25 protein-coding genes are annotated in these 25320 nt (G+C 66.2%); 10 read left to right on the top strand and 15 right to left on the bottom strand.

Annotation, left to right across the window (positions count from 1 at the left end; all coding sequences use genetic code 11):
• Positions 1-90: 90 nt before the first annotated feature.
• Positions 91-1176 carry an NAD(P)-dependent oxidoreductase gene (locus B0G62_RS29785; RefSeq protein ID WP_279629778.1) on the bottom strand — a complete coding sequence of 362 codons (1086 nt, stop codon included), beginning with the start codon at positions 1174-1176 and terminating at the stop codon, positions 91-93.
• Between B0G62_RS29785 and B0G62_RS29780 the strand changes: the two genes are divergently transcribed.
• The gene (locus B0G62_RS29780) at positions 1057-1869 is read left to right on the top strand and encodes a Mut7-C RNAse domain-containing protein (RefSeq protein WP_103707758.1); all 813 of its coding nucleotides are present in this window, start codon (positions 1057-1059) and stop codon (positions 1867-1869) included. The genes B0G62_RS29785 and B0G62_RS29780 overlap by 120 nt on opposite strands.
• A 74-nt stretch (positions 1870-1943) precedes the next feature.
• On the top strand, positions 1944-2228 hold the full coding sequence (locus tag B0G62_RS29775; RefSeq protein WP_103707757.1) for a hypothetical protein: 285 nt from the start codon (positions 1944-1946) through the stop codon (positions 2226-2228).
• Between the two features lie 102 nt (positions 2229-2330).
• On the opposite strand, the gene B0G62_RS29770 is transcribed toward B0G62_RS29775, so the two are convergent.
• A complete protein-coding gene (locus B0G62_RS29770; protein ID WP_103707779.1) occupies positions 2331-2552 on the bottom strand; it encodes a hypothetical protein in 222 nt (73 codons plus the stop codon).
• A gap of 330 nt (positions 2553-2882) precedes the next feature.
• On the opposite strand from B0G62_RS29770, the gene B0G62_RS29765 reads away from it, so the two are divergent.
• Entirely contained in the window at positions 2883-3848 is a 966-nt protein-coding gene (locus B0G62_RS29765) for a DMT family transporter (protein WP_103707756.1), read from the top strand.
• Positions 3849-4052: 204 nt separating this feature from the next.
• Positions 4053-4958: an aspartyl/asparaginyl beta-hydroxylase domain-containing protein gene (locus tag B0G62_RS29760; RefSeq protein WP_103707755.1), complete on the top strand. Its 906-nt coding sequence runs from the start codon at positions 4053-4055 to the stop codon at positions 4956-4958.
• A gap of 359 nt (positions 4959-5317) precedes the next feature.
• On the opposite strand, the gene B0G62_RS29755 is transcribed toward B0G62_RS29760, so the two are convergent.
• From B0G62_RS29755 to B0G62_RS29725, 7 genes are all read right to left on the bottom strand, one after another.
• The gene (locus B0G62_RS29755; RefSeq protein ID WP_167401369.1) at positions 5318-5821 is read right to left on the bottom strand and encodes a CinA family protein; all 504 of its coding nucleotides are present in this window, start codon (positions 5819-5821) and stop codon (positions 5318-5320) included.
• A 72-nt stretch (positions 5822-5893) separates the two neighbouring features.
• Positions 5894-6655, bottom strand: a complete 762-nt coding sequence (locus tag B0G62_RS29750; protein WP_103707753.1) for an SIR2 family NAD-dependent protein deacylase — start codon at positions 6653-6655, stop codon at positions 5894-5896.
• Between the two features lie 334 nt (positions 6656-6989).
• Positions 6990-8819, bottom strand: a complete 1830-nt coding sequence (glmS, locus tag B0G62_RS29745) for a glutamine--fructose-6-phosphate transaminase (isomerizing) (protein ID WP_103707752.1) — start codon at positions 8817-8819, stop codon at positions 6990-6992.
• Positions 8820-8918: 99 nt separating this feature from the next.
• Positions 8919-10280: a bifunctional UDP-N-acetylglucosamine diphosphorylase/glucosamine-1-phosphate N-acetyltransferase GlmU gene (gene glmU, locus B0G62_RS29740; RefSeq protein ID WP_103707751.1), complete on the bottom strand. Its 1362-nt coding sequence runs from the start codon at positions 10278-10280 to the stop codon at positions 8919-8921.
• A 195-nt stretch (positions 10281-10475) separates the two neighbouring features.
• Entirely contained in the window at positions 10476-11462 is a 987-nt protein-coding gene (gene ttcA / locus B0G62_RS29735; RefSeq protein ID WP_103707750.1) for a tRNA 2-thiocytidine(32) synthetase TtcA, read from the bottom strand.
• 3 nt (positions 11463-11465) lie between these two features.
• Complete coding sequence (locus B0G62_RS29730; RefSeq protein ID WP_103707749.1) at positions 11466-11861, bottom strand: dihydroneopterin aldolase; 396 nt, start codon at positions 11859-11861, stop codon at positions 11466-11468.
• Positions 11862-12173: 312 nt separating this feature from the next.
• A complete protein-coding gene (locus B0G62_RS29725) occupies positions 12174-13049 on the bottom strand; it encodes an SDR family oxidoreductase (protein WP_103707748.1) in 876 nt (291 codons plus the stop codon).
• A 13-nt stretch (positions 13050-13062) separates the two neighbouring features.
• Here B0G62_RS29725 and B0G62_RS29720 point away from each other — a divergent pair, with 13 nt between their 5' ends.
• Together B0G62_RS29720 and B0G62_RS29715 are read left to right on the top strand one after the other, a co-directional pair.
• On the top strand, positions 13063-14277 hold the full coding sequence (locus tag B0G62_RS29720; RefSeq protein ID WP_103707747.1) for a class I SAM-dependent methyltransferase: 1215 nt from the start codon (positions 13063-13065) through the stop codon (positions 14275-14277).
• Positions 14278-14314: 37 nt separating this feature from the next.
• Positions 14315-14509 (top strand): DUF2905 domain-containing protein, encoded by a 195-nt coding sequence (locus B0G62_RS29715; RefSeq protein WP_103707746.1) that lies wholly within the window; start codon positions 14315-14317, stop codon positions 14507-14509.
• 27 nt (positions 14510-14536) lie between these two features.
• On the opposite strand, the gene B0G62_RS29710 is transcribed toward B0G62_RS29715, so the two are convergent.
• From B0G62_RS29710 to B0G62_RS29695, 4 genes are all read right to left on the bottom strand, one after another.
• A complete protein-coding gene (locus tag B0G62_RS29710) occupies positions 14537-15796 on the bottom strand; it encodes a multifunctional CCA addition/repair protein (protein ID WP_103707745.1) in 1260 nt (419 codons plus the stop codon).
• The gene (locus B0G62_RS29705) at positions 15793-16458 is read right to left on the bottom strand and encodes a glutathione S-transferase family protein (RefSeq protein WP_103707744.1); all 666 of its coding nucleotides are present in this window, start codon (positions 16456-16458) and stop codon (positions 15793-15795) included. Before B0G62_RS29705 ends, B0G62_RS29710 begins: the two co-directional genes overlap by 4 nt.
• Positions 16459-16504: 46 nt before the next feature.
• Complete coding sequence (locus tag B0G62_RS29700; protein WP_103707743.1) at positions 16505-17461, bottom strand: complex I NDUFA9 subunit family protein; 957 nt, start codon at positions 17459-17461, stop codon at positions 16505-16507.
• A gap of 114 nt (positions 17462-17575) precedes the next feature.
• On the bottom strand, positions 17576-19549 hold the full coding sequence (locus B0G62_RS29695) for a lytic transglycosylase domain-containing protein (protein ID WP_103707742.1): 1974 nt from the start codon (positions 19547-19549) through the stop codon (positions 17576-17578).
• 8 nt (positions 19550-19557) lie between these two features.
• Here B0G62_RS29695 and B0G62_RS29690 point away from each other — a divergent pair, with 8 nt between their 5' ends.
• The 4 genes from B0G62_RS29690 to pxpA all read left to right on the top strand — a co-directional run bounded on the left by B0G62_RS29690 (position 19558) and on the right by pxpA (position 23019).
• Positions 19558-20205, top strand: a complete 648-nt coding sequence (locus B0G62_RS29690; protein ID WP_103707778.1) for a 5-formyltetrahydrofolate cyclo-ligase — start codon at positions 19558-19560, stop codon at positions 20203-20205.
• 153 nt (positions 20206-20358) lie between these two features.
• Positions 20359-21087, top strand: coding sequence for a 5-oxoprolinase subunit PxpB (pxpB, locus tag B0G62_RS29685; protein WP_103707741.1), 729 nt, complete (start codon positions 20359-20361; stop codon positions 21085-21087).
• Positions 21084-22139: a 5-oxoprolinase subunit C family protein gene (locus B0G62_RS29680; protein ID WP_103707740.1), complete on the top strand. Its 1056-nt coding sequence runs from the start codon at positions 21084-21086 to the stop codon at positions 22137-22139. The genes pxpB and B0G62_RS29680 overlap by 4 nt, the downstream gene beginning before the upstream one ends.
• 124 nt (positions 22140-22263) lie before the next feature.
• Positions 22264-23019 (top strand): 5-oxoprolinase subunit PxpA, encoded by a 756-nt coding sequence (gene pxpA / locus B0G62_RS29675; RefSeq protein ID WP_103707739.1) that lies wholly within the window; start codon positions 22264-22266, stop codon positions 23017-23019.
• Positions 23020-23034: 15 nt separating this feature from the next.
• On the opposite strand, the gene B0G62_RS29670 is transcribed toward pxpA, so the two are convergent.
• Both B0G62_RS29670 and B0G62_RS29665 read right to left on the bottom strand, forming a co-directional pair.
• Complete coding sequence (locus B0G62_RS29670) at positions 23035-23841, bottom strand: glycosyltransferase family 2 protein (RefSeq protein WP_103707738.1); 807 nt, start codon at positions 23839-23841, stop codon at positions 23035-23037.
• 159 nt (positions 23842-24000) lie between these two features.
• Positions 24001-25230, bottom strand: a complete 1230-nt coding sequence (locus B0G62_RS29665) for a TraB/GumN family protein (RefSeq protein WP_103707737.1) — start codon at positions 25228-25230, stop codon at positions 24001-24003.
• Positions 25231-25320 lie beyond the last annotated feature (90 nt).

Genomic DNA, 25320 nt, shown 5'->3' with positions numbered 1-25320 from the left:
GAGCGTCAGCGCGCAGTTGCATGAAAGATTTGACCGGAACAAGCTCCCAGAAGTCCCGCGTTCGCGCCCCGCTTCGGCTAACAGCGCCGCTCAGCCGCGGCCCGCGCGGCGCGCCGCCACCTTGCCGAGCACGGCGAAATCGCGTTCGCCATCGCCATGCGCCACGGCTTCGATCAGGCTGTCGCGCACCACGCTGCCGACGGGCAGCGGCGTCGATACGGCTTCGGCGGCGGCCAGCGCGAGCCGCACGTCCTTCAGGCCCAGCCGCGCCTTGAACAGCGCGGGCTCGTAGCGCCCTTCCGCGATCATGCCGCCATAGCCCGCATATACCGGGCCAGGAAAGATCCCGCTCGTGATGACGTCGAGAAAATCGCGCATCGCCACGCCATGGCCGCCGAGCAGCGCCGACGCCTCGCCGAGCGTCTCCACCGCCGACGCCAGCATGAAATTGGCCGCGAGCTTCATCACATTGGCCTGCTGCGGCAGTGCGCCGATACGCCAGGTCTTCTGGCCAATGGCGTCGAGCAACGGCTGCACGCGGTCGATTGCCTCAGCCGCGCCCGCCGCGACGATCGTGAGCTTCGCCGCCGCCGCCACGTCGGGCCGCCCGAGCACCGGCGCGGCGACGTAGTGCAGGCCGCGTTCGGCATGTTCGCGGGCGAGCGTTTCGGCCAACGCCACCGAAATCGTCGCCATGTTCACGTGCACGAGACCGCGCGGCGCATGTTCGAGCAACGTGGCGTCGATCACCTCGCGCAGCGCCGTATCGTCGGCGAGCATCGACAGCACGGCATCGCCCGAAAAGGCTTCGGCGGGCGTGGCGACCACGCGCGCGCCTGCGTCAACTAGCGCATGTGCCTTCTCCGGCGTGCGGTTCCAGACGCGCACGGTATGCCCCGCCTTCAGCAGATTGGCGACCATCGCGCCGCCCATTTCGCCCAGGCCGATAAAACCGATATCCATCTCATGCTCCATGAAGTTAGACCTGCGAGTAAAGCACAGCGACGCGACATCTGCAGCGGCGCGACGGATCCCGCGCGGTGCGATACTGGCTGAATGGTCAACGCCGTCACCGCCACTTTCCGCTTTTACGAGGAACTGAACGACTTTCTCGCCCGGCCGCTGCGCCGGCGTGCGTTCAGTTGCCCGTGCGCGGCCAATGCGACGGCCAAGCACATGATCGAAGCGCTGGGCGTGCCGCACACCGAAGTCGAATTGATCCTCGTGAACGGCGAATCGGTGGGTTTCGAGCATCCGCTCGCGGATGGCGACCGCGTCGCCGTCTATCCGAAGTTCGAGGCGCTCGACATCCGGCCCCTGTTGCGCGTGCGCGCAAGCCCGCTGCGCGAGTTGCGCTTCATCGCCGATGCGCATCTGGGCGGCCTCGCGCAGTTGCTGCGGCTTGCGGGCTTCGACACGCTCTACGACAACCATTTCGCCGACGAAGCCATCGAAGCGCTCGCCGGCGCGGAGCAGCGCGTCGTCCTCACGCGCGACCGCGAACTGCTCAAGCGGCGCACCATCACGCACGGCTGCTACGTGCGCGCGCTCAAGCCGCGCGCCCAGCTCGACGAGTTGTTCGAGCGGCTCGATCTGGCCGCGAGCGTGCGGCCGTTTCGCCTTTGCCTCACCTGCAACGCGCCGCTGCGGCGCATCGCGCGCGCCGAGGTGCAAGCGCGCGTGCCCGAAGGCGTATTCGAGCGGCACACGCGTTTTGTTACCTGTGACATCTGCGCACGCGTCTTCTGGGAAGGCTCGCACTGGCGCCGCATGCGTTCGTTGCTCGACACGCTGGTCGAGCGGCCCACTGCGCAGCCCAGTGAGCAGACCACCGAGCCGTCGAGCCAGAACGGCGGCGCGACGCCCTGACCCCATACACAAGCGATGGACGCGCGCAGGGGTTTGCGTACAATGCGCCACTGCCCAACACCGGAGCCGTATCCATGGCCATGAAAAAGTTCGACCTTGAGAAAAACAAGGCCCTGAAGCTGATGCAATCGACCCACAAAGCCGGTCCTGAGCGCTTCGGCAAAGATTCGACGCCCGCAACGCTCGACCGCCGCGAGCAGCGCAAGCTCGATCAGGCCGCGGGCCTCGTGCCGTTCGCGTGCAAGCTCAACGCCGATCTCGTCGCGCAACTCAAGACGCGCGCGGAACAGCACCCGGAAGGCCTGACCGGCCTCCTGACCGAGCTGCTGCAGGCGGGACTCGCGAAAGACGCGTCCTGACGCGGGCTTCCACAAAGAAAAAAGCCAGAGCGAATCGCTTCGCTCTGGCTTTTTTCTTTGCGCCGGCCTGGACTGAGAATCAGGCCGGATCGCAGGGACGCTTTAGTTCTGCGTGCCCTTGTCGTTCGTGCCGGCTGCCGATGCGGCGTCCGAAACGGCCGCACGCTTGCCGTGGTGCTTGAGCTTCTTGTGCGACTTCTTGGCCTTGGCCGGTGCGCTGGCTGCCGGAGCAGTAGCGGCGGCGCCCGATGCATCCTGAGCCATAGCCTGAACCGAAATCAGTGCGACGGATGCTGCGATAAGCGAGGCGAGAATCTTGTTCATCTGTTGTTCCCCAAACCTGACAAATACGACCGGCACGTTGTAAATTGAATTTGCATGAAACGACGAAAAGGTCCGCTGGCCGATCTGGGCGGCCGTTTCGCGCGAAGCAGTATTACGCAGCGTCAGCGCTTTGTCATCCGCATTCGGGCTGGTGTATTTTCTGGGAGACAACCGCCTTTCAATTCGGATACGATCGGGTTCCGGCTGAAATTCCGCACGTTTTTTCGCCTCGCTGATTCCGTTTGATTGCCTGCATTTCACGCGAACGGCAGGTCGATCGCGCAATCGCGCATTACCCCGATTCTCTTCGTTATTCCGGTCCGAATTCCTTTGAAACCGACTTCCCGCCAACACCTGCGCGCCAACCTGCTGATGCTGCTGGCCGCCATGATCTGGGGTTCCGCCTTCGTCGCCCAGCGGCTGAGTCTCGACGCCATCGGCCCATTCCTTTTCACCGGCCTGCGCTTCCTGCTGGGCGCGGCCGTTGTCTCGGCATTCGTGTTTGCGACGCGGCGAGCGTCGCGCGGCGCGGCAAAAGACGCGGCCCCGCACGGCTTCGACGCAGCCCTGATACGCGACGGCGTGGTGCTCGGCCTCGTGCTGGCCGTGGCGATCTCGCTCCAGCAGATCGGCCTGCGTTACACGAAGATCGCCAACGCGGGCTTCATCAGCTCGCTCTACGTGGTGATCGTGCCGATGCTCGGCGTGCTGCTGCGCCACCGCACGGGGCCCGGCACGTGGATCGGCGCGGCGCTGGCCGCCGCGGGCCTTTATCTGCTGAGCATCAACGAGCACTTTTCGATCATGTACGGCGACTGGTATCAGCTCGGCTGCGCGATCGTGATCTCAATCCAGGTGATGCTCGTCGGGCACTACGCGCCGCGCCATGACCCGCTCGCGCTGTCGATCGTGCAGTTCATCGCCTGCGGCGCGGCCTGCCTCGCCGTCGTGATCGGCTTCGAACCGCTGCGTCTCGCCGACATCGCGCGCGCCGCGCCCGCCATCGTCTATGGCGGCGCGATGTCGGTGGGCGTCGGCTATACGATCCAGGTGGTCGCGCAGCGCGACGCGGCGCCCGCGCACGCCGCCGTCATCTTCAGCATGGAAGGCGTGTTCGCCGCGATCGCCGGCTGGGCGGCACTGGGCGAGACGCTTTCCACGCGTGCGCTCGTGGGCTGCGCGCTGATGCTCGCCGGTCTGCTCGCCTGCCAGTTGCTGCCCGCCTCGCGCAGCCGCGACGATGCACAAGCCGACGCGCAAACTATTACGGCAAACCAATCGGCTGAATCGGCCTGATTTTGTCTGTTAAAAGCGCCTATTCGACGCATTAATAAACCAGAAACGAACGAACAGGCGCCCGATTCCACAAAGGTCATTTTCCCGGTATGCAACAATCCCATCAATCCCATGAGAGCGGTGTTATGGGATTGCTGACTTCCTGACAGACTTTCGTAACTACTCGTAAAATTTCGGCAGATAAAGTTTTTCTACGAGTAAGTAATGCGTTGGGTCGTTCTGATTCTTTTTCTACTGTCTGCCGCCTATACCCATCTGCGCGGCAGAGCCCGCCACGGCAGTTTCTTTCGCCAGCTTGGCGACCATTCGACCTTCATGGCGCCGCTGAACGGCTTTGCCTATTTCTTCTCGAAGGTGCCGAATACACCTTACATAGAGACGAAGCATTTTCCCGAACTGGCACTGCTTAAATCCGAATGGCGGGTCTTTCGCGAAGAAGCGCTCGCACTCCAGGAAGCAAGCCGCATTCAGGCATCGAATACTTATAACGATATTGGCTTTAATTCGTTCTTCCGTACCGGCTGGAAGCGTTTTTATCTGAAGTGGTACGACAATCCGCATCCGTCTGCGGCGGCGCTGTGTCCGCGCACAATTGAAATCCTCCAGCGCATTCCGTCGGTCAAAGCGGCGATGTTCGCCATGCTGCCCGCGAATGGCTCGCTTAATCCGCATCGCGATCCGTTCGCGGGTTCGCTGCGCTATCACCTCGGCCTGATCACGCCGAACGACGACCGTTGCGCGATCGTCGTCGACGAGATTCCGTATTCGTGGCGCGACGGCGAGGACGTCGTCTTCGACGAGACCTATCTGCATCACGCGGCAAACCGGACACAGCAGGACCGCATCATCCTGTTCTGCGACATCGAGCGACCGATGAAATACCGCTGGGCGCAATGGATCATGAGCAAGGTGGGCGACTTCCTGATGCGCACCGCGGCCTCGCCGAACGAGATCGGCGACCGCACCGGCGGACTGAACCGCGCGTTCCGCTATGTGTATTCGGTGCGCCTTGCGGGCAAACGGCTCAAAGCATGGAACCGCACCGTGTACTACATCGCGAAGTGGGTGTTGTTCGGCGGCATCGCGCTCGCGATCTTCTGGCGGTGGTGAGCGCGGCGAACTTCGTAGGGATCTGGAAAAGCGTCGCCTCTGAGCGGCGCTTTTTTTCGCCGCGCCATGCCGACTTATCCACGGCAACCTCTGAATAAGCTGGGGAATACCCCAGGGACGATCTGTGGATCAGTTCTTGATAACTACGGATGCCTGGCTAAAGAGCAAAAAGTTATCCTCGAAGCCCCGTTTGGATACAGAAATTGTCCGCATGGCTGTGCGGATCGCATCGGATTGAAATCAATGAGAAATACCGTGTTATCCACAGGATGTGCCAGGGCTTGTTAACTATTACTACGTTTACATATGAATATTCGTAAACCCAAATGGTGAACGCGTATCGCCTGCTGCTGTTTTGACTATTCAGCGCGCTCACGCGCGAAAACAGAATCGACGAAACGCGGCAGGCCCAGCAACGCCCGTCGCACTATCGAACGGCGGACCTCCACACGCCGTCCCGTAAAAAGCACGGTCTCACTTGCCGAGCACACCCCATCGCGATCCCGGCACGCCCATGCAAAACAATGCGCGATGGGCGAGCCGCTCCCCTCCTCAGCCTCGAACCATCCAATGCTCGCCAGCGTCACGGTAGCCTGCCCTGTGCGCTGGTCGAGCAGCGCTTCGGCCAACGCACGCGCAAGCGATTCGCTCACGCCTTCATCGGCCTGAAGCGCCACGGACGCGCCCGGCAAACCGGTCAACGCACGAGGCGTATGCGCGACGATGCCGGCATCGAGGATCGCAGCCCCACCCGGCAAGTCCGCGAGCGCGGCGGTGATCGCACCGGCGCTACAGGTTTCGATGCTCGCGAGCACAAGCTCACGCGACTTCAGATAGCCGGCGATCTGTCGGGAAATATTCATGGGCGCGGGACGTAAAAAAGGCGTGCGACGATCAGGCCGGCACGCCATGAAGACGATGCGAACACGGCGCAATCAGCCGCCGTTCATCATCCGTTCGATCGAAGGTTCGAGCTTGCGCAAGCCGATTGTCGCGGGTTCCTGCTCGACCACGCCGAAAAACTCCGTGCGGCTCGGCGCCGGATCGACCAGCATGTTGCGCGCGAAGCGACCATAGCGCGAAGGCGGCAGCAGGCGCTCGGGCGGAATGACCTCGAACGACGTGCCGATGGCGATAAAAATATCGTCTTCACGCATGGCCTGCTGGATGCGCCAAAGCGTCTCGTATTCGGGCGCGGCTTCGTTGAAGAACACGACGCCGGGCTTCACGCTCTCGACCTGCCCGCACGACGGACACGCGGCGTTGGCATCCAGCCCGGCGCCGCCCGCCGGGAAACGGTACTCGCAGTCGGTGCAAAGCAGCGAAATCATGTCGCCGTGCAGATGCGTCACCTGGCGTGCGCCCGCCTGCTCCAGCAGCCCATCGATGTTCTGGGTGACGAGATGCACGCGCCCGGTGCCCCAGGTGTTCTGCCAGTGGGCGAGCAGGCGATGCGCGTCGTTGGGTTGCGCGCCCGAGGATTCGGCAATGCGCTGGTTGTAGAAGCGGAACACGGCGGGCCGGTTGCGGCGCCACGTGTGGTAATTGCAGACCTCGTCGATGCTGGTGTGCGTCCAGATGCCGTCGCCGGTGCGAAACGTCGAGATGCCGCTTTCCGCTGAAAGCCCGGCGCCCGAGAACACGTAGAGGCGCGGCAACGGTTGTGAGGATGGTTGCTGTTGTTCGGTTAGTTGCATAAATGGCGCCTTGGATGCTGAATCAAGTCCTGGATTCGATCCGCGCCATTATGACGCCGCGATTTGCGCTTGCGGCGATGGCAACGATCGCCGCAAGCACGATCATGATTAGACGGCAGTGCCGTTCCCGATGCCCGCCAGCGGCACCGAGAGGCCCTTGGGCAGGCTGTTGACCTGGATCTGTGGCCAGGGCTAGCCAGAGATCACCATCGGGCGGCGCAGCGCGTCATCAGGCTCAGCGCGCAAAGGGCATCGGACAAGAAAAAGGCGCCGGATTTTCATCCGGCGCCTTGCGTTGCTGCACTGCTCTTGCGCAATCAATCTTCGAGCGATTTCACTCGACAGTGACGGACTTCGCCAGATTGCGCGGCTTGTCCACGTCCGTGCCGCGCGCGCTCGCCGTGTGATACGCAAGCAGTTGCAGCGGTACCACGTGCAGGATCGGCGACAGCAGGCCGTAGTGCTCCGGCATACGGATCACATGGATGCCCTCTTCGCTCGTGATGTGCGTATCCGCGTCGGCGAACACATAAAGCTGGCCGCCGCGCGCGCGCACTTCCTGCATGTTCGACTTGAGCTTTTCGAGCAGCGCGTCGTTCGGCGCGACCGTCACCACCGGCATCGCTTCCGTCACCAGCGCGAGCGGGCCGTGCTTGAGTTCGCCCGCCGGATACGCTTCCGCGTGGATGTACGAGATTTCCTTGAGCTTGAGCGCGCCTTCCAGCGCGATCGGGTAATGCAGCCCGCGGCCGAGGAACAGCGCGTTTTCCTTGCGCGCGAATTCTTCCGACCACGCGATGATCTGCGGCTCCAGCGCCAGCACGCCGTTGAGCGCCGCCGGCAGGTGGCGCAGCAGCTTCAGATACCCGGCTTCCTGCTCTGCATTCACATGGCCGCGCAGCTTGCCGAGCGTCACCGCGAGGATGAACAGGCCCACCAGCTGCGTGGTGAACGCCTTGGTCGACGCGACGCCGATTTCGCGGCCCGCGTGCGTGAGGAAGGTGAATTCGGTAAGGCGCACCATCGCGCTCGTCGCCACGTTGCACACGGCCAGCGTGTGTTCCATGCCGAGCGACTGCGCGTGCTTGAGCGCCGCGAGCGTGTCCGCCGTCTCGCCCGACTGAGAGATCGTCACGACCAGCGAGCGCGGGTTCGGCACCGATTCGCGGTAGCGGTATTCGCTGGCGATTTCCACATCCGTGCGGATCTTCGCGACCGTTTCGAGCCAGTACTTCGCCGTGAGGCCCGCGTAGTAGCTTGTGCCGCAGGCGAGGATCAGGATGCTGTCGATGCCCTCGAAGACTTCGGCGGCGTTCTCGCCGAACAGCACCGGATCGAACGCTTCGTCCAGCGCCGGAATCGTGTCCGAAATCGCGCGCGGCTGCTCGAAGATTTCCTTCTGCATGTAGTGGCGATACGGGCCGAGATCGACCGTGTCGCCGTATCCGCCGTATGCCTGCACGTCGCGCGATTCGCGCGTGACGAGGTTGCCCGCGCGATCGGCGATGCGCACGCCTTCGAGCGAGATTTCGCAGACGTCGCCTTCTTCCAGGTAGCTGACGCGGTTCGCGCTGCCCGCGATCGCGAGCGCGTCCGAGGCGATGAAATACTCGCCTTCGCCATAGCCGACCACGAGCGGCGAGCCCGCGCGCGCGCCGACCACGACATGCGGCTGGTCCTTGTGCACCACGCCGATGGCATACGCGCCCGCCAGTTGCAGCACGGCTTCGCGCACGGCGGCGAACAGGTCGCCCTTGTAGAGGCTGTGGATCAGGTGGGCGATGACTTCGGTGTCGGTCTGCGAGACGAACTCGTAGCCCTTCGCGCGCAGCATTTCGCGCAGCGCTTCGTAGTTCTCGATGATGCCGTTGTGCACGATCGCCAGGGCGTCGCGCGAGAAGATCGGGTGCGCGTTGTTGACGGTGGGCGCGCCGTGCGTGGCCCAGCGCGTGTGCGCGATGCCGGTCACGCCTTCGAAATGCGCCGTGCGCACCTGCTCGTCGAGTTCGGCCACGCGCGAGACGCTGCGCACGCGCTGCGGGCCGGCCGCCGTGACGGTGGCCACGCCGCACGAGTCGTAGCCGCGGTATTCGAGCCGCCGCAGCCCTTCGATGAGAACGGGAACGATATTACGTTGCGCTACTGCGCCGACGATGCCGCACATGGAGTTCGATCCTTTGCAATGAGAGGCGGGGCGGCGTGCGCGATGCGCTTTTGACGCCTCAAACGCGCGCCGCCCGAATGTTCCTGCTGGTCCTGCCGTTCAGCTTTTCTTTTTCACCGGCCGAACGTAGCCGGTTTTTTCGATCTGGGTCTTTTCGTTGAGGACGAGCGCACCTTCGGCGACGTCCTTCCAGACGGTGGTGCCCGCCGCGATGGTCACGCCGCGGCCCACGCGCACCGGCGCGACCAGTTGCGTGTCCGAGCCGACGAACACCTGATCCTCGATCACGGTGCGATGCTTGTTCGCGCCGTCGTAATTGCAGGTGATGGTGCCCGCGCCGATATTCACGCCCGCGCCGATATCGGCGTCACCGACATAGCTCAGGTGATTCGCCTTCGAACCGAGACCGATATTGGCGTTCTTCACTTCGACGAAATTGCCCACGTGGACTTCGTCGGCGAGCTGCGCGCCGGGGCGCAGCCGCGCGTAGGGGCCGAGCACCGCGTTCGCGCCCACCTTCGCGCTTTCGATGTGCGTGTACGCGTCCACGCGCGTGCCCGCGCCAATCACCGCGTCGCGGATCACGCAGTTCGGGCCGATGCGCACGTTGTCGCCCAGCGTGACGCGGCCTTCGAACACGCAGTTCACGTCGATGAACACGTCGCGCCCGCAGCTGATCGAGCCGCGCAGGTCGAAGCGCGACGGATCGGCGAGCGTGACGCCCGCGACGAGCAGCGCGTCGGCGGCGTTGCGCTGATAGACGCGCTCCAGTTCCGCGAGCTGCTGCTTGCTGTTCACGCCGAGCGTTTCCCATTCCTCGTCGGGCTGCGCCGTGACGACCGGATGACCGGACGCGATGGCAGCTTCCACGACATCGGTGAGGTAATACTCGCCCTGGGCGTTGTCGTTGCGCAGCGCCGCGAGCCAGCCCGCGAGCGGCGCGGTGGGCGTGACGACGATGCCGGTGTTGATCTCCTCGATCAGGCGCTCGTCGTCGCTGGCGTCTTTCTGCTCGACGATGCGCACGACCGAGCCGGTCGCGCCGCGCACGATGCGCCCGTACCCCGTGGGGTTGTCGAGCGTCACCGTGAGGATGCCGTAGGCGTTCGCGCCGGCGGCGTCGGTCAGGCGCCTGAGCGTGGACGCGCGCGTGAGCGGCACGTCGCCGTAGAGCACGAGCGTGGGCACGGACGGGTCGAGCAGCGGCAGCGCCTGCGCCAGCGCATGGCCGGTGCCGAGCTGCTGTTCCTGCACGGCGAATTGCACATCGGGCGCGCTAACCGCCTCGCGCACGGCGTCGCCGCCATGACCGATCACGACCACGAGGCGCGAAGGCGAAAGACTGCGGGCAGTGTGGATGACGTGCGAGAGAAGCGGCTGACCGGCGAGCGGGTGAAGCACTTTCGGCAGCGCGGAGTGCATGCGTTTGCCCATGCCTGCCGCGAGGATCACGATGTTCATTGCATCGGTGACTTGAGAGGGAATGAAGCGAACGATTCTAGCATGTGAGCTATACCCAAAATGCCCCGCCAGCAGGCTCTGGCGGCCCAACGGAACACTCTTTTACACACTTCCTGCGGGCGTAAAAAAGCGGCCGGGGGTTCGCCACCCGCGGCCGCTTGGGGTCCGATGCGCTTTTTCGTGGCGCTTACCGGATCAGAGTTCGTCGAACGGACGGAACTGGATCGTCGCGCCTTCGGCGGGCGACGTCGTTTCCGTCGAACACGGATCTTCGTCGAAGGCGATATCGCCGTTCGGATCGGCCTCGCCGGTCGTGCGCAGGCCCTTGAAGTCGAACAGCGACGCGTCCATCAGATGCGAAGGCACGACCTTGCCGAGCGCGTTGAACATGTTCTCGACGCGGCCCGGGAAGCGTTTGTCCCAGTCGCGGATCAGCGCCTTCATTTCCGCGCGCTTGAGGTTCGGCTGGCTGCCGCACAGGTTGCACGGAATGATCGGGAATTCGCGCAGTTCGGCGTACTTCTCCAGATCGACTTCCTTCACATAGGCGAGCGGGCGGATCACGATGTTCTTGCCGTCATCCGACTGCAGCTTGGGCGGCATGCCCTTGAGCTTGCCGCCGTAGAACAGGTTCAGCAGCAGCGTTTGCAGGATGTCGTCGCGATGATGGCCGAGCGCGATCTTGGTCGCGCCCAGTTCCCCCGCCACGCGGTACAGAATGCCGCGGCGCAGACGCGAGCACAGCGAGCACGTGGTCTTGCCCTCGGGCACGAGGCGTTTGACGATGCTGTAGGTGTCCTGGTTCTCGATGTGATACGGCACGCCGATCTTGTCGAGGTATTCAGGCAGCACATGCTCCGGGAAGCCAGGCTGCTTCTGGTCGAGGTTCACGGCGACGATCTCGAAATCGATCGGCGCGCGCTCGCGCAGCCGCATCAGGATGTCGAGCATCGCGTAGCTGTCCTTGCCGCCGGACAGACAGACCATGACCTTGTCGCCGTTCTCGATCATGTTGTAGTCGCCGATCGCCTGGCCGACCTGACGCACGATGCGCTTGAACAGCTTGTTGTTTTCGTAGGCGTCCTTCTGCTCGCGTTTGGTGAGCGCGGGGCGGCCTTCGCCTGCGGTCTGCTTCGCTTCAGCCTGGTCCTGTTCCACGGGCAGCGTTTCGGGTGCGTTCATGGCTCAGTCCTCCTTGATGCGAAAGACCTCGACGCCCACCGCGTCGCAGTCGGCATAGACGTCGGGCTTCTCGGTCGACACGCGCACCGCGCGCACCTGTTCGTGCGCGAGCAGCGCGCTGGCCAGATCGTCGACGAGCGTTTCCTGCAGGTGGATGTGGCCCTGGCCGATGCGTGCCGCGACGGTCGCGCGCATGTAGTCGTAGTCGACGACTTCGCGCAGCTTGTCTTCGCGCGGCGTGGTCGAGGCGAGCGGCACGTACAGATCGACGTTGATCACGACGCGTTGTTCGCCGCGTTTTTCGAAGTCATGCACGCCGATGTTGATGTGCACTTCGTAGTTGCGCAGAAAAAGGCGGCGGCAGTCGGCGAGCCGGGGATGCAGGAGTACAGCGGACATGTTCGTTCCAGTCGATAAAAGCGTGCGTGTATTGGGCACGTCTCGCGGGCGCGGGCGCCCGGCGGGTCATACGGTTGATCTTGCAAAGCGCGTGGGCGCGAGTTACGCACCCGCCTGGCGCGGCGTTCGGGCCGGCGCGATCGCTCGGACCCGGCATGTCGCCAGACTCCGATGATCCGTTCGAGCCGGTCAGACCGGCCACCCCCGCCCCTGCCGGCCCAGCCGCACGCGAAGCGTGCGCTTGGGTAGGGGCGGCGGTAAATTCATTTAGTTGCGTTTCGTGGTGAACTCACACGATCAACGCCTCTTTGCTCAGCCAGCCGATGTTTCGGCTGCGCCGCCGGTCAAAAACATCACGTCGCGCGGCAGCGGCACGAGATGCTGACCGCCATCGACAACGAGCGTCGTGCCGGTCACGCCCGAAGCCTGCGCGAGATACAGCGCGGCCTCGACGAGATCGTTGGGGCGCGACGCACGCCCAAGCGGCGTTACCTTATGCGCGGCGGCAAAGCCGTCCTGCGTCTGGTCGCCCGACTGCAGCGTGAGGCCCGGCGCGAGTCCCACCACGCGCAGCTTCGGCGCGAGCGCCTGGGCCAGCGCCACGGTCGCGTTCTGCAACGCGGCCTTGGTCAGCGTGTACGACAGGTAATCCGGATTCATGTTGTACAGCTTCTGGTCGAGCACGTTGATGACGCAGGCGCGCAGCGTCTCGTCGTCCACGGCGGCTTCGGGCGTCGCTTCCCAGAGCGTGCGCGCCAGCACGAGCGGCGCGCCGACGTTGATCGCCATCAGATGCTGAAGCCGCGCGTAGCCGACGTCGCGCGCCGTGTCTTCCTCGAAGCGCGAAGCGTTATTGAGCACGCACGCGGGCAGGCCCAGCGCCGCCACGCAGTCCGGCACGAGTCGCGCCACCTGCGCCTCGTTCGCCAGATCGGCGTGCAGCGCGATTGCACGGCGGCCCATCGCGCGGATTTCGGCGACGACTTCCTCGGCCTCGCCGGCCGATTCGCCATAGTGCACGGCGACATCCCAGCCGCGCGCCGCGAAACCCACCGACAACGCCCGGCCGATACGGCGCGCGCCGCCCGTCACCAGCACGACGCGCGTGGGGTCGGATGCCGATTTGCCCGTTTGCGCGAGGGTATTCACCTCGCGATCCGCTGCGCCGATGCCGGAAGATGCGCTCATTTACAATGCCGGGATGAATCCGAAAGCTCACGAACCCGCTAGTTTACCTGTTCCCGAGCCGATCGCGCTCGCGCAGTCCGAGGCGCTCGCCGCAACCCTGCGCGCGGAGATCGCCGCAGCGGGCGGCTGGCTGCCATTTGACCGCTACATGGAGCGTGCGCTCTACGCGCCTGGCCTGGGCTACTACAGCGGCGGCTCGCGCAAGTTCGGCCTGCTGGCCGACGACGGCAGCGACTTCGTGACCGCGCCCGAGATGTCGCCGCTGTTCGCCGCCACGCTCGCGCGTGCCGTGGGCGAAGCGCTCGCAGCGAGCGGCACGCGCGCGCTGATGGAGTTCGGCGCGGGCACGGGCCGGCTCGCGGCGGGCGTGATGCTCGCGCTCGAAGCGCTGGGTGTGCCGTTCGACGCGTATTCGATCGTCGATCTCTCGGGCGAACTGCGCGAACGTCAGCGCGAAACCATCGCGCAGCGCGCGCCGCATCTGCTTGAGCGCGTGCAATGGCTCGATGCCTTGCCCGAGCGCTTCGAAGGCGTGGTGATCGGCAACGAGGTGCTCGACGCGATGCCGGTGCGTCTGTTCGCGCGCAAGGATGCGGTGTGGCACGAGCGCGGTGTGGCCGTGGGCGACGCCGGCGGCTTCGTGTTCTCCGACCGTCCGGCCATGAGCGGGCGCGACGCCGACTGGGCGCAGAGCGTGCCGGGCAGCGTGCTCGCCGCCATCGACGGCAGCGACGACTATGTGGCGGAAACGCACGAAGCCGCGCTCGCCTTCACGCGCACCGTTTGCGCGATGCTCACGCGCGGCGCGGCGTTCTTCATCGACTACGGTTTTCCGGAGAGCGAGTACTACCACCCGCAGCGCGTGCAGGGCACACTGATGTGCCACTACCGCCACCGCGCGCACGACGATCCGTTTCTCTACCCTGGCTTGCAGGACATCACGGCGCACGTCGAATTCAGCGGCATCGCCCAGGCGGGCGTCGAGACCGGCGCGGATCTGCTCGGCTACACCTCGCAGGCGCGCTTCCTGATGAACGCGGGCATCACCGAAGTCCTCGGCGAAATCGATCCGCGCGATGTCGTGCGCTTCATGCCGGCCGCGAACGCAGTGCAAAAGCTCGTTTCCGAAGCGGAAATGGGCGAGTTGTTCAAGGTGATCGCGTTCTCGCGCGGCATCGATTCGACGATTGCCGCTTTTGCGCGCGGCGACCGCAGCCACACGCTCTGAACGACACTTTGAGCCACCCCGCCCGGAACGCGCGCCCATGATCCGCTGGTTCATCACCACCTTCATCGCCGTCGCGATCCTGTCGGGCGCGCAGCCGTGGTTGCGCAAGCTCGGCATCGGCCGCCTGCCCGGCGACGTCACGCTGCGCCTGTTTGGCCGCGAGTACCCGCTGCCGTTCATGTCGACGCTCGTGTTGTCGATGGCGTTGTCGTTTATCGTGCGCGTGCTCTGAACGCTTTTCGCGCTGGATAACGCGCTTTCAGCTTTGCGCAGCCAACGCCGCTTCCACCGATTCCACGCGTGCGCGGTGCACCGCTTCCTTGATTTTCTCCGCGACGTTTTTATCGGCGCTGGCTTCGGTCACCGTGCGCGCGATCGCGCCCGCGTCCACCGCGCGCGCGGCCACCAGCGCGACGCGCAGCCGTTCGGCCTGCGGATAAGGCGCGTTCTCCCAGTTCAGGCGTCCGCGCAGATCGGATTCGCAGGCCTGCAAGGCTTCGGCGAAGCGCGCGGGCTTGCGCAGCGCGTCGCTGCGTTCGAGCATACGCACGAGCGCCGGGGCGCCCATGTCCATCACGCGATGCACGTTGCCATGCTCGCGCGCGACCAGCAGCGCGAGATCGCGGCATTCGTTGGGCACGCGCAAGCGGTCGCACAGCGGCTTGAGCAGATCGACGCTGCGGCCTTCGTGGCCGATGTGGCGCGGCAGCACGTCCTCGGGCGTGGTCGCCTTGCCCAGGTCGTGCGTGAGCGCGGCGAAACGCACCGGCAGCGTATAGCCCTGCGCCGCCGCATGGTCGATCACCATCATCACGTGAATGCCGGTATCGACTTCCGGGTGATAGTCCGCGCGCTGCGGCACGCCGAAGAGACTATCGACTTCGGGCATCACGCGCGCGAGCGCGCCGCATTCGCGCAATACCTCGAACATGCGCGAAGGCTTCGCTTCCATCAGCCCGCGCGAGACTTCCTGCCAGACGCGTTCGGGCACGAGCGCATCGGCTTCGCCCGATGCCACCATTGCGCGCATGAGCGCCATGGTTTCGGGCGCAACGGTGAAATCGGCGAAACGCGCGGCGAAACGCGCCACCCGCAGAATGCGCACCGGATCTTCGAGAAACGCATCGCTCACGTGGCGGAACACGCGCGCCTTCAGATCGTTCGCGCCGCCGAACGGATCGACCACCGGCCCGGTCAGCACGCCGCCAGGCTGGATCTCGCGCGCCATCGCGTTGATCGTGAGATCGCGCCGCGCCAGATCCTCTTCGAGCGTGACATCGGGCGCGTAGAAGAACTGGAAGCCGTGATAGCCCGCGGCGGTCTTGCGCTCGGTGCGCGCGAGCGCGTATTCCTCCTGGGTCTCGGGATGCAGAAAGACCGGAAAGTCCTTGCCCACCGGACGATAACCCTGCGCCGCCATCTGTTCGGGCGTGGCGCCCACCACGACGTAATCGCGGTCGCGCACCGGCAGGCCGAGCATTTCATCGCGGATCGCGCCGCCTACGACATAGATCTTCATGCGGCGTGGTCGCTGGACGCGTCGGGTTCGTCGTGCCCGATGCGATGCGTTTCCTTGCGCGCAGCCTCGATCCATGCGGCCACGGCGGGCAGCGCCGTCACGCGCGCGGCGTAGGCGGCGGCCTTCGGCGAAAGCGGCGGCGCGTAGCTGTTGAAACGCATCACGACCGGCGCGTACATCGCGTCGGCAATGCCGAACTCGCCGAATAGAAACGGGCCGCCGCTCACGTCGAGGCAGGCATTCCAGAGCGCATCGATACGCGCGACGTCGGCGAGCGCGCCGGGTGTGGCGCCCGTGCCGGGCTTCGAGGTGCGGATCGCCATCGGCATACGCGTGCGCAGTTCGGCGAAACCCGAGTGCATTTCGGCGCTCACGCTGCGCGCCTGGGCGCGCGCGTTCGGCTCGCGCGGCCACATGGCGTGCTGCGGGAAGCGCTCGGCCAACGTTTCGGCGATGGCTAGCGAATCCCACACCGCCGCGCCATCGTCGCTGACGAGGCACGGCACCTTGCCCGAGGCCGAAAACGACAGGATCGCGTCCTTCGTGCCGGGCCGGTCGAGTTCGATCATCACCTCCTCGAAGGGAATGCCGAAATGCGTCAGCAGCAGCCACGGGCGCATCGACCACGACGAATAGTTCTTGTCTCCAATGACGAGCTTCATAAGGAACGTTGGACGGTAATGGGTTGAAAGTACGAAATGAGGACGCCTAGCGCCCCGCGCTCGCGCGGAAAATGTTCAGGCGCGAGCGCAGCGAGGCATCGGCGAGATACAGCGGCGCGATCGTTTCGATGCTGGCCGGCTCAATCCCCAGCTCCGGCGCGAGCGGCCCGGTGAGCACGCTATCGACTTTCATCGAATCGAGATTGTCGCGCGTGAGCACCGGCTCGCCAGGCGCCAGCTCGAATGAAAACGCCTGGAGCCGCGCGAACGCATTGGGCAGCCGCACGATCCGCGCATGGCGGCCGATGACTTCGCCGCAGTACTGCACCAGTTGCTCCAGCGTGTAGACCGTCGGGCCGCCGAGTTCGTAAGTGTGCCCGCTCGCGGCGTCGAGATCGAGCACATTGACGATCGCCTTTGACACGTCGCCCACGTAGACCGGCTGAAACTTCGCATCCGGCATACCCAGCGGGATCATCGGAAAGAGCTTTTGCAGCACGGCGAAGCGGTTCAGAAAGTTGTCCTCGGGGCCGAACACCACGGACGGCCGCAGGATCGTGGTGGCCAGCGCCGTCGCCGCGTGCACGGCTTTCTCGCCATCGCCCTTCGAGCGCAGATACATGCTCGGCCCGCGCGGGTCCGCGCCCAGCGCGCTCATGTGGATGAGGCGATGCACGCCCTTGCCCTCGCAGGCCGCGACGATCTTCGTGGGGAGTTCGACGTGCAGCCTGGCAAAGCCCGCGCCATACGGGTCGCCGTGGCCGCCGTTAAGCGTGCCGATCAGGTTGATGACGGCGTCGGTGCCTTCCACGAAACTGGCGAGCGCGACCGGATCGGTCACGTCGGTTTCGATCACATCGATGGGGAGCAGCGTGAGATGGCTGGCCGCGGCGCGCCGCCGGGTGGCGACGCGGACCTCCTTGCCGGCCTCCACGAGCGCGTTGACGAGGTGGCTGCCGATGAATCCCGAACCGCCGATGACCGCGATGGCTTGATGTCGCATCTCCGACCTCCTCGTGAGCGGGGCGACGCGGCGCCCAGTTCACGAGCAGGTCCGGTGGCTCGCGCGGTGCGCCCCGCCGGTTTCACGGAGCGCGCCGCACGGCGTCAAGTCGGCTTATGGCGAGATATAGCCGAGACGCGCCTTGAGCGATTGCGGACGGCCTTCGAACAGTGCCGCGTAGTAGACCGTGTTCGACAACACGTTTTTCACGTAATCGCGGGTTTCCTGGAACGGAATGGTTTCCGCGAAGATGGCTCCCTCGACGCCGCCCTGCAGGGTGGAGCGCCAGGCGCGCGGGCGTCCAGGCCCGGCGTTGTAACCGGCCGTGGCGAGCACGGCGGAGCCGTCGAACTGATTGTAGATCATCGACAAATAGTTCGTTCCCAGCAGGATGTTGGTGTCGAGATCGTTGAGCTGGTCGCGCGAGAGCGGGCCGAGGCCAATCTTCTTCGCCACCATCTGCGCCGTCGCCGGCATGATCTGCATCAGGCCGCTCGCGCCCACGCCCGACTTTGCGTTGAGGATGAAGCGCGACTCCTGGCGAATCAGTCCATAGGCCCATTCGACGTCCAGACCGTTGGTTTGCGCGTCGCGCTCCACCACGTCGCGGAACGGCGCGATATAGCGCAGCGAGAAGTCGTGCTCGCTCACCGTGCGGTCAGCCGTGTTGACGGTGCGGTCGAGCAACTGGATGCGCTTCGCATACTCGGCCGTGGCCAGCAGTTGACGGTCGCTCATGCCGCGCAGCGGCCAGTTCCATTCGCGGTTGCCTTCGAGGCGCAGATTGAGCGCGTAGAAACGCTGCGCGAGCGCAAAGCCCGGCATCTGCGCGACCTGGGCGATGTCGGCGTCGCTGACCGTGGTTTTCGGCGGAATCGTGATCTTCTGGCCGAGTTCTTCGGTGGCGAGCTGGCCGTAGAAGTTATAGCCCTGCGAGATCGACGCGAATTCCTGGCTCGCCTGGCCCGTTTCGCCCGCCTGCTTGAGCGCGCGCGCGTGCCAGTAGACCCACGACGGCTGTGCGCGCAACGCGGCCGGCATCTGTTCGATCGACCAGCGCACCATGGTCCAGTCGCCGCCGAGCAACGCGGCGCGCGTGCGCCATTCGTAAGCCGGGTACGAGAGCGGCGCATTGGCCGACAGGCGATACCAGTCGAGTGCGCCCGGCATGCGCTTTTGCGCCGCCTGATAACCGATCGTGCCCCAGCCGATCGCGCGTTCCGGCGACGTGAGCGAAGGCGCGACCGCCGCGAAGGTGGACGCCGTCATGGCCGGGTCGCTGCGCGCCATCACCGTGACGGCGAGCAGCGCGAGCTGATGCGATTGATCGTCCGCGCCGACGCCGCGCGCGAGCGTGAGCGGCGGCGTGCTGACGGCCTGGCTGAACGCCGCGGGGTCCGGGCGTTGCGCGAGCGCGTCGAGCAGCTTCGCGCCCGTCGAGGTCTGGTTCTGCTCGTACGCGAGGCGGATCTGCTGCCAGACGTCGTTGCCGGTGAACTGGTTCTTGATGGCGAGCGCCGTGATCAGGTCGACGCAGCCGTCGCCGTAATAGCGCGGTTCGGTGAGCAGCGCGCGTGCATCGTCGGCGACATTGTCGTTACGCGCCGCGCGCGACTCCAGCGCGTAGCACTTCACCTGCGTGTCGTCGTTGAGCACGAAGCGCGCGTACTGTTTGTCGAAATTCGCCCAGTCGTGACGCGCGCCCAGCACCAGCAGATAGTCGTTGCGCAGACGGTCGGCGATGGCCTCGCCGTCGTGACGCGACAGGAACGACAGCACCGGCGCGTCGGGCGCGTCCACGCGTGCATGGCCCTGCGAGTCGAACAGTTGCGGCTTGAGCTGGAAATACTCCAGATAGGACGGCGCCGGGTAATCCGGAATCGACGCGGCGAGTTGCGCGGCGCGTCCCGCATCGTTGTTGCGCGCGGCTTCGCGAAGCTGGATGAAAGTCTGGTCGTCGGGCGTGAGCGTCGCTCCTACTGGCAGAGCGACGGGGCGCACGGCATCGGCCGTGCTGCACGCGACGAGCGCCGCGGCGGTCAGTGCGAGACCGACCACGCGATATACTCGGACAAGGCGTTTGGACATCGTTATTTCTGGAGCGCGAGGTGAACCCAAGCATAGCACGCAACCCCTTGGCTCAAGCCAAAAAGACGTGGCGTTTACAGCTTCGCGAAGCCCGTCTGGCGGCCTCTTCCGACGGAATTGCGAATGCCGCGCTGACGGCGAATCTCGATGCGCTCATCGCGCATCTCGCGTCTGATCTCGCCCCCCGCTCGATCGGCTTTTACTGGCCCTTGCCGGGCGAGTTCGACGCGCGCGGATGGATCGCCGCGTGGCTCGCCGCCGATGCGTCGCGGCGCGCCGCCTTGCCCGTCGTCGCCGAACGTCACGCACCCTTGCAGTTCTATTGCTGGACGCCAGGCGCGGCGATGCGCGAAGGCCATCACGGCATCCCCGAACCGGCCGCGCAGGACGCACAAGACGCGGCTCTGCCCGATCTGTTGCTGGTGCCGTGCGTGGGCTTCGATCGCGAGGGTTATCGGCTTGGCTATGGCGGCGGCTATTACGACCGCACGCTCGCCGCGTGGCCCGCCGCGCAGCCGCCGCTCACGGTCGGCATCGCATATGAAGCCTGCCGCATCGACGACGGCGTGCTCGAACCGGAAGCGCATGATCTGCCGCTCGACGCCGTGGTCACCGAGGCCGGCGCGCATCTCGCGGGGCGGCTGCGCTCGCGCTGACAGCCGCGCTCCCTGCTCGCCGCATCGCGCTGCGCCCCGGGGCAAACGCCTACGTAGAAATTGTCGATAATTTGTCGAGAAAGTAACTTGACCCCATCCACCTGCCGGACCGGCGCATCGTCCATCGTCGCCTGGCAGCGGATTCCGGACATCATGCGCAATCCTGTTCCCCGTATTTATCCGCTCGGCGACGAGGCGCTCGTCTGCGAAGCGCCGCCGCCGGCCACGCTCGACGTGCAGCGCCGTATCTGGGCCGTCGCGGCGATCGCGCGCGGCTGGGACGCCGTGCGCGAAGCCGTGCCCGGTATGAACAACCTGACGATCACTTTCGATGCGCTCGGCGCGGACGCCGCCGCCCTCGCCCAGGCGCTCGAAGCCGCCTGGCACGAGGCGCACGTTGGCGACGCTCTCAATCCCCATGCCGCCAATGCCGCCGCTACCACCGATATCGCCGAAGGCCGCGAAGTCGAAATCCCCGTGCGCTACGGCGGCGAGGCCGGTCCCGATCTGGGCGCCGTCGCGCGCCACACGGGACTCGCACCCGCCGATGTCGCCGCGCGCCACGCCGCCGGTGTCTATACGGTGTTCTTCCTCGGCTTCCAGCCGGGCTTCGCCTATCTGGGCGGACTCGACACCGCGCTGCACGCGCCGCGCCGGCGCGAGCCGCGCGTGGCCGTGCCGGCAGGATCGGTCGGCATCGGTGGCGCGCAGACGGGCATCTATCCCGCCCGCTCGCCCGGCGGCTGGCAACTGATCGGCCGCACCGCGCTCAGCCTGTTCGATCCCGCGCGCAATCCGCCCACCCTGCTGATGCCGGGCGACCGCGTGCGCTTCGTCATCGAGCACATCGGCGAGACCGTCAGCGAGGAGACCCGCGCATGATCGAAGTATTGCGTGCGGGTCTGCTCACCACGGTTCAGGATCTCGGTCGCGCGGGCTACCGGCATCTGGGCGTCGCCGGCGGCGGCGCGCTCGACACCCTGGCGCTCGAAGTGGGCAACCGGCTCGTGGGCAATCGCCCCGACGCGGCCGGCCTCGAAATCACCTTCGGCCCGGTGGCGCTGCGCTTCGCGCGCGCCACGCGGGTGGCCATCACCGGCACCGACTTCGGCGCGACGCTCGGCGGCAAGCCGGTCTGGTCGTGGTGGAGCCTGCCGGTCGCGGCGGGCGAGGAGTTGGTGCTCGCGGGCGCGAAGCGCGGCATGCGCGCTTACGTGTGCGTGGCGGGCGGTATCGACGTCCTGCCGATGCTCGGCTCGCGCAGCACTGATCTCGCGGCCGGTTTCGGCGGCCTCGCGGGACGCGCGCTCAAGGACGGCGACCGGCTCGCCACGGGCGCGTCGTTCGCGCCGGGCGGCGAGCGCGCATCGCTGGCGCCCGGCGCCCCCGCATTCGGCGTGAAGGCGCCGTCGCAATGCGGTTTCGTCTATGTGGACGAGCCGCATCACCGGCGCGGCCGTCATGCCGACGGCGTGCTGTGGGCCGTGCCGGTACGCGTGTTGCGCGGTCCCGAATACGACAACTTCACGTCCGATGCCCACCGCGCCTTCTGGTCCGACGAGTGGCGCGTCACGCCCAACAGCAACCGCATGGGCTACCGGCTCGAAGGTACGCCGCTCGCGCGCGAACCGGGACCGGCAAGCGCCGACCTGCTCTCGCACGCCGTGCTGCCCGGCACGATCCAGGTGCCGCCGAGCGGCCAGCCCATCGTGCTGATGAGCGATGCGCAGACCACCGGCGGCTATCCGAAGATCGGCGCCGTGATTCGCGCGGATCTCTGGAAGCTCGCGCAGGTGCGGCTCGCGGCGGGCGTGCGCTTCGTCGAGACGACGCCCACGGTCGCGCGCCACGCGCTGCAGGAAGAGCGCGCCTATCTGCGCCAGATCGAGACGGCGATCGCCATGCAGGACGAGCGCCGCGCGCGCTCACGCTAACGGGGCGCCGCGCGAGGCCGTAAACCGCATTAACAAGGTGGGCAACCACGCGGCGCAACACGCATCAAGCGCTCCCCAAGACCGCGCGGTTGGGCGGGCGTCAGGCAATACGGAGAGAACCATCATGACCATCATCGATCTGAACGCCGATCTCGGCGAAGGCTGCGGCTCCGACGAGGCGCTCCTCGACCTTGTCAGCTCGGCCAACATCGCGTGCGGCTGGCACGCGGGCGGCGCCAACGCGATGCGCGAATGCGTGCGCTGGGCCGTCGGCAAAGGCGTGTCGATCGGCGCGCACCCGAGCTTCAACGATCCCGAGAACTTCGGCCGCAAGGAGATGGACCTGCCCGCCGAGGAAATCTACGCGGGCGTGCTCTATCAACTGGGCGCGCTGTCGGCGATCGCGCAGGCCGAGGGCGGGCGCATCGCGCACGTGAAACCGCATGGCGCGCTCTACAACCAGGCCGCGCGCGACGCGAAGATCGCCGACGCGATCGTCTGCGCCGTGCATGACTTCGATCCGTCGGTGACGGTGTTCGCGCTCGCGGGCAGCGGGCTCGTGAGCGCCGCGCGCGAAGCGGGACTCGTCGCGATCGAGGAAGTGTTCGCCGATCGCGGCTATCGCGCCGATGGCTCGCTCGTGCCGCGCAGCGAGCCGGGCGCCCTGCTCGACGACGAGGACACCGTGCTGGCGCGCACGCTCGCGATGATCCGCGAGCAACGCGTGCAGGCCGTCGATGGCGCGTGGGTGCCGCTCAACGCGCAGACCATCTGCCTGCACGGCGACGGGCCGCACGCGCTGGCGTTCGCGCGGCGCATCCGCGCGGCGCTCGACGAAGCGGGCATCGGCGTGCGCGCGGCGGGTGTGGGCGAGGCTTGAACGCCTTGCGGTACGTCAAGGACGCGCACGCGCGATTGCCGGCAGTTCCCGCATCGCCTCGGTGAAGCGCGGGAAATGCCGCGCCACCAGCGCGTCCGGCAGGATGTACTGCGGAAAGCTCAGCGACGTGTTGTACGCATGGAGCACATGCACGCACAGGCCGACATCGTCGGCGAGCAGCATCAGATTCGCCTTGCGCGCGAGCGCCGCCAGCGCGAACGCGCCGTCCTCGTTGAACGATGACGGCTCGAACGGCCCCGCCGCCCACAAACGCTTCGTATAGACATAGCTGAAGCCGTAGCCCAGATGGTTGTCGGCGAAGGCCGCGTGCTCGGCGGGAAAGTTGAGCGCCGTCATCGGCTGCGGGCCCCAGCGGAAATGCAGCCCGCTCTTGCGCAGCGTGTCCCACCACGCGAACTTGCCGTACACGCGGCTATACAGGAAGAAGGCGCTGAGCTTGATCATGTCGGCGCTGGCCGCCTTCATCGGGTCGAGCATCGCGCGCAGATAGTCCGGCGCGTAGAACTCGTCGTCGTCGAAGTGGGCGATGATGTCGGCGCGCGCGAGATCCGCCGCGAGATTGCGCTTCTCGCCGATGCTCATGCGCCGCGATACGTGCCGGTAGACCACGCGCGGGTCGCGCAGGCTCGTCATGAAGGGGCTGGGCGCGGCGCTGTCGTCGATCACGATCCATTCGCACGGACCTACGTCCTGGTGCGCGAACGAGCGATAGGCGAACGGCAGCATGGCTTCGCGCTGCCATGTGGGCGTGATGACGCTGACGACGGGTGCGTCGGGCTTGGCGATCGGTGAATCAGGCATGATGGGGCGGCAAGAATGCAGAGGAAAGTCCCATCGTAGAAGCCCACCGCGCGAGCCGATATCGCATTCCGACTAAAGCACGGATGCGCCGCGCGCACACCACGGGGCTGCGTCAAGCTCGACGTCACTTTCGAATTTTTCTGATATCCAGCGCCGTGCTTAACCCGGATCGACCGTAAACCCCCGCTGACGCAGCAGTTGCAGCACGCCCTTGCGCCCGCCCAGATGCAGCGAGCCGATCGCCACGAACAGCGGCTTGTTCGGCCCGGCGTACTGCTGCATGCGCGCGACGAAACGCCGGTTGCGCTCGTAGACGATGCGGTTGTCGACCGAAGCCGCCGCGCGCGGGTCGTGCGCGAGCTTTTCGGTGCGGGCGTTTTCCCAGGCGGCGATCGCATCGGCGTCGCCCACGCGCCATAGACGCAGGAGCGTTTGCACATCGGCGAGATTCTGCGCGGGCGTTTGCGCGAGATCCTGCGCCAGCATCTCGCGCTGCTGCGCGAGGTTCAGATTCGTGAAGGCGCGCATCTGTTCGCCGAGCGTTTCGAGTCCCACGATGCGCCGCCCCTTCAGGCGCAGGTAGACGTTCTGCAACTGCGCCTCGGTGCCGTATTCGGTTTGCAGGCCCGCGCTCAGCGAATCGTAGGTCTCCACCAGCAGCGAGGCGAGCCACGGCTTCATCTTGCGGATTTCGGCCAGCGCCTCGGGATTGCCGCGCAGGCGCGCCGCGAGCTTCGCCCAGAGCGGCTCGGGCAGCATCTGTTCGAGGCATGGCCGCCGGCACACGCCATATTTCGAAACGTCGTCCTGCGAGACCAGCAGATCGTCGGGCGAGAGTTCGAGCGCAAGCGTGGGCGACGCGTTGAGCGCCGCGAGGATCGACTTCCGGAACGGCTGGTTGGGCGGGTAATCGACCGGATCGCCCACATGCAGCGTGCCGAGCAGATAGAGGGTGGTGGTGCCGCGCGTCGCGACATAGAACGGCATGCGCGCGGGTTGCGTGCGCACCGGGCCGCCGGCGGTCGTGCCCGAGGCGTAGCTCGGCACGGCAGGCGGCGAATGAAAACCGGGCAGCCCGCCGCCGGACGGCGCACCGGGCAGGCGCGGAGTCGGCACGGGGGGATTCGCGCCGGGCGTCTTGGCGGCGGCGCCCGCGCCGAACGCGCGAGGCATGAATGCGGGCGAGGCCGGCGCCCCCGGCATTGCGGCGAGCCGCAGCGGACGGTCGAGCGAAGGCCCGAGCGCCACGGCGAGCGCGAGCGCCGCGCTCATCGTGGCGCGCGCCGTGCGTCCCCAACGCTGGACCCACGCACGCCATTTCAAAGCGGCGCGACGGCCGCCTCTACGTTGGCGGCGCGCAAAACGACGCGCCGCCGTCGCTTCAGGCATCCCTATTCCCCCACCTCCTCTGCACGATGGCAGGATACCTGACGCCCATCCACTTCGCGAAGTGCCGGCACTTCCTGACGGCAGCGTTCG

This window comes from Paraburkholderia eburnea (assembly GCF_002917095.1).
Classification (GTDB): Bacteria; Pseudomonadota; Gammaproteobacteria; order Burkholderiales; family Burkholderiaceae; genus Paraburkholderia; species Paraburkholderia eburnea.
The sequence above is the reverse complement of the archived record's forward strand: the minus strand, read 5'-3'. Positions and strand labels throughout refer to the sequence as shown.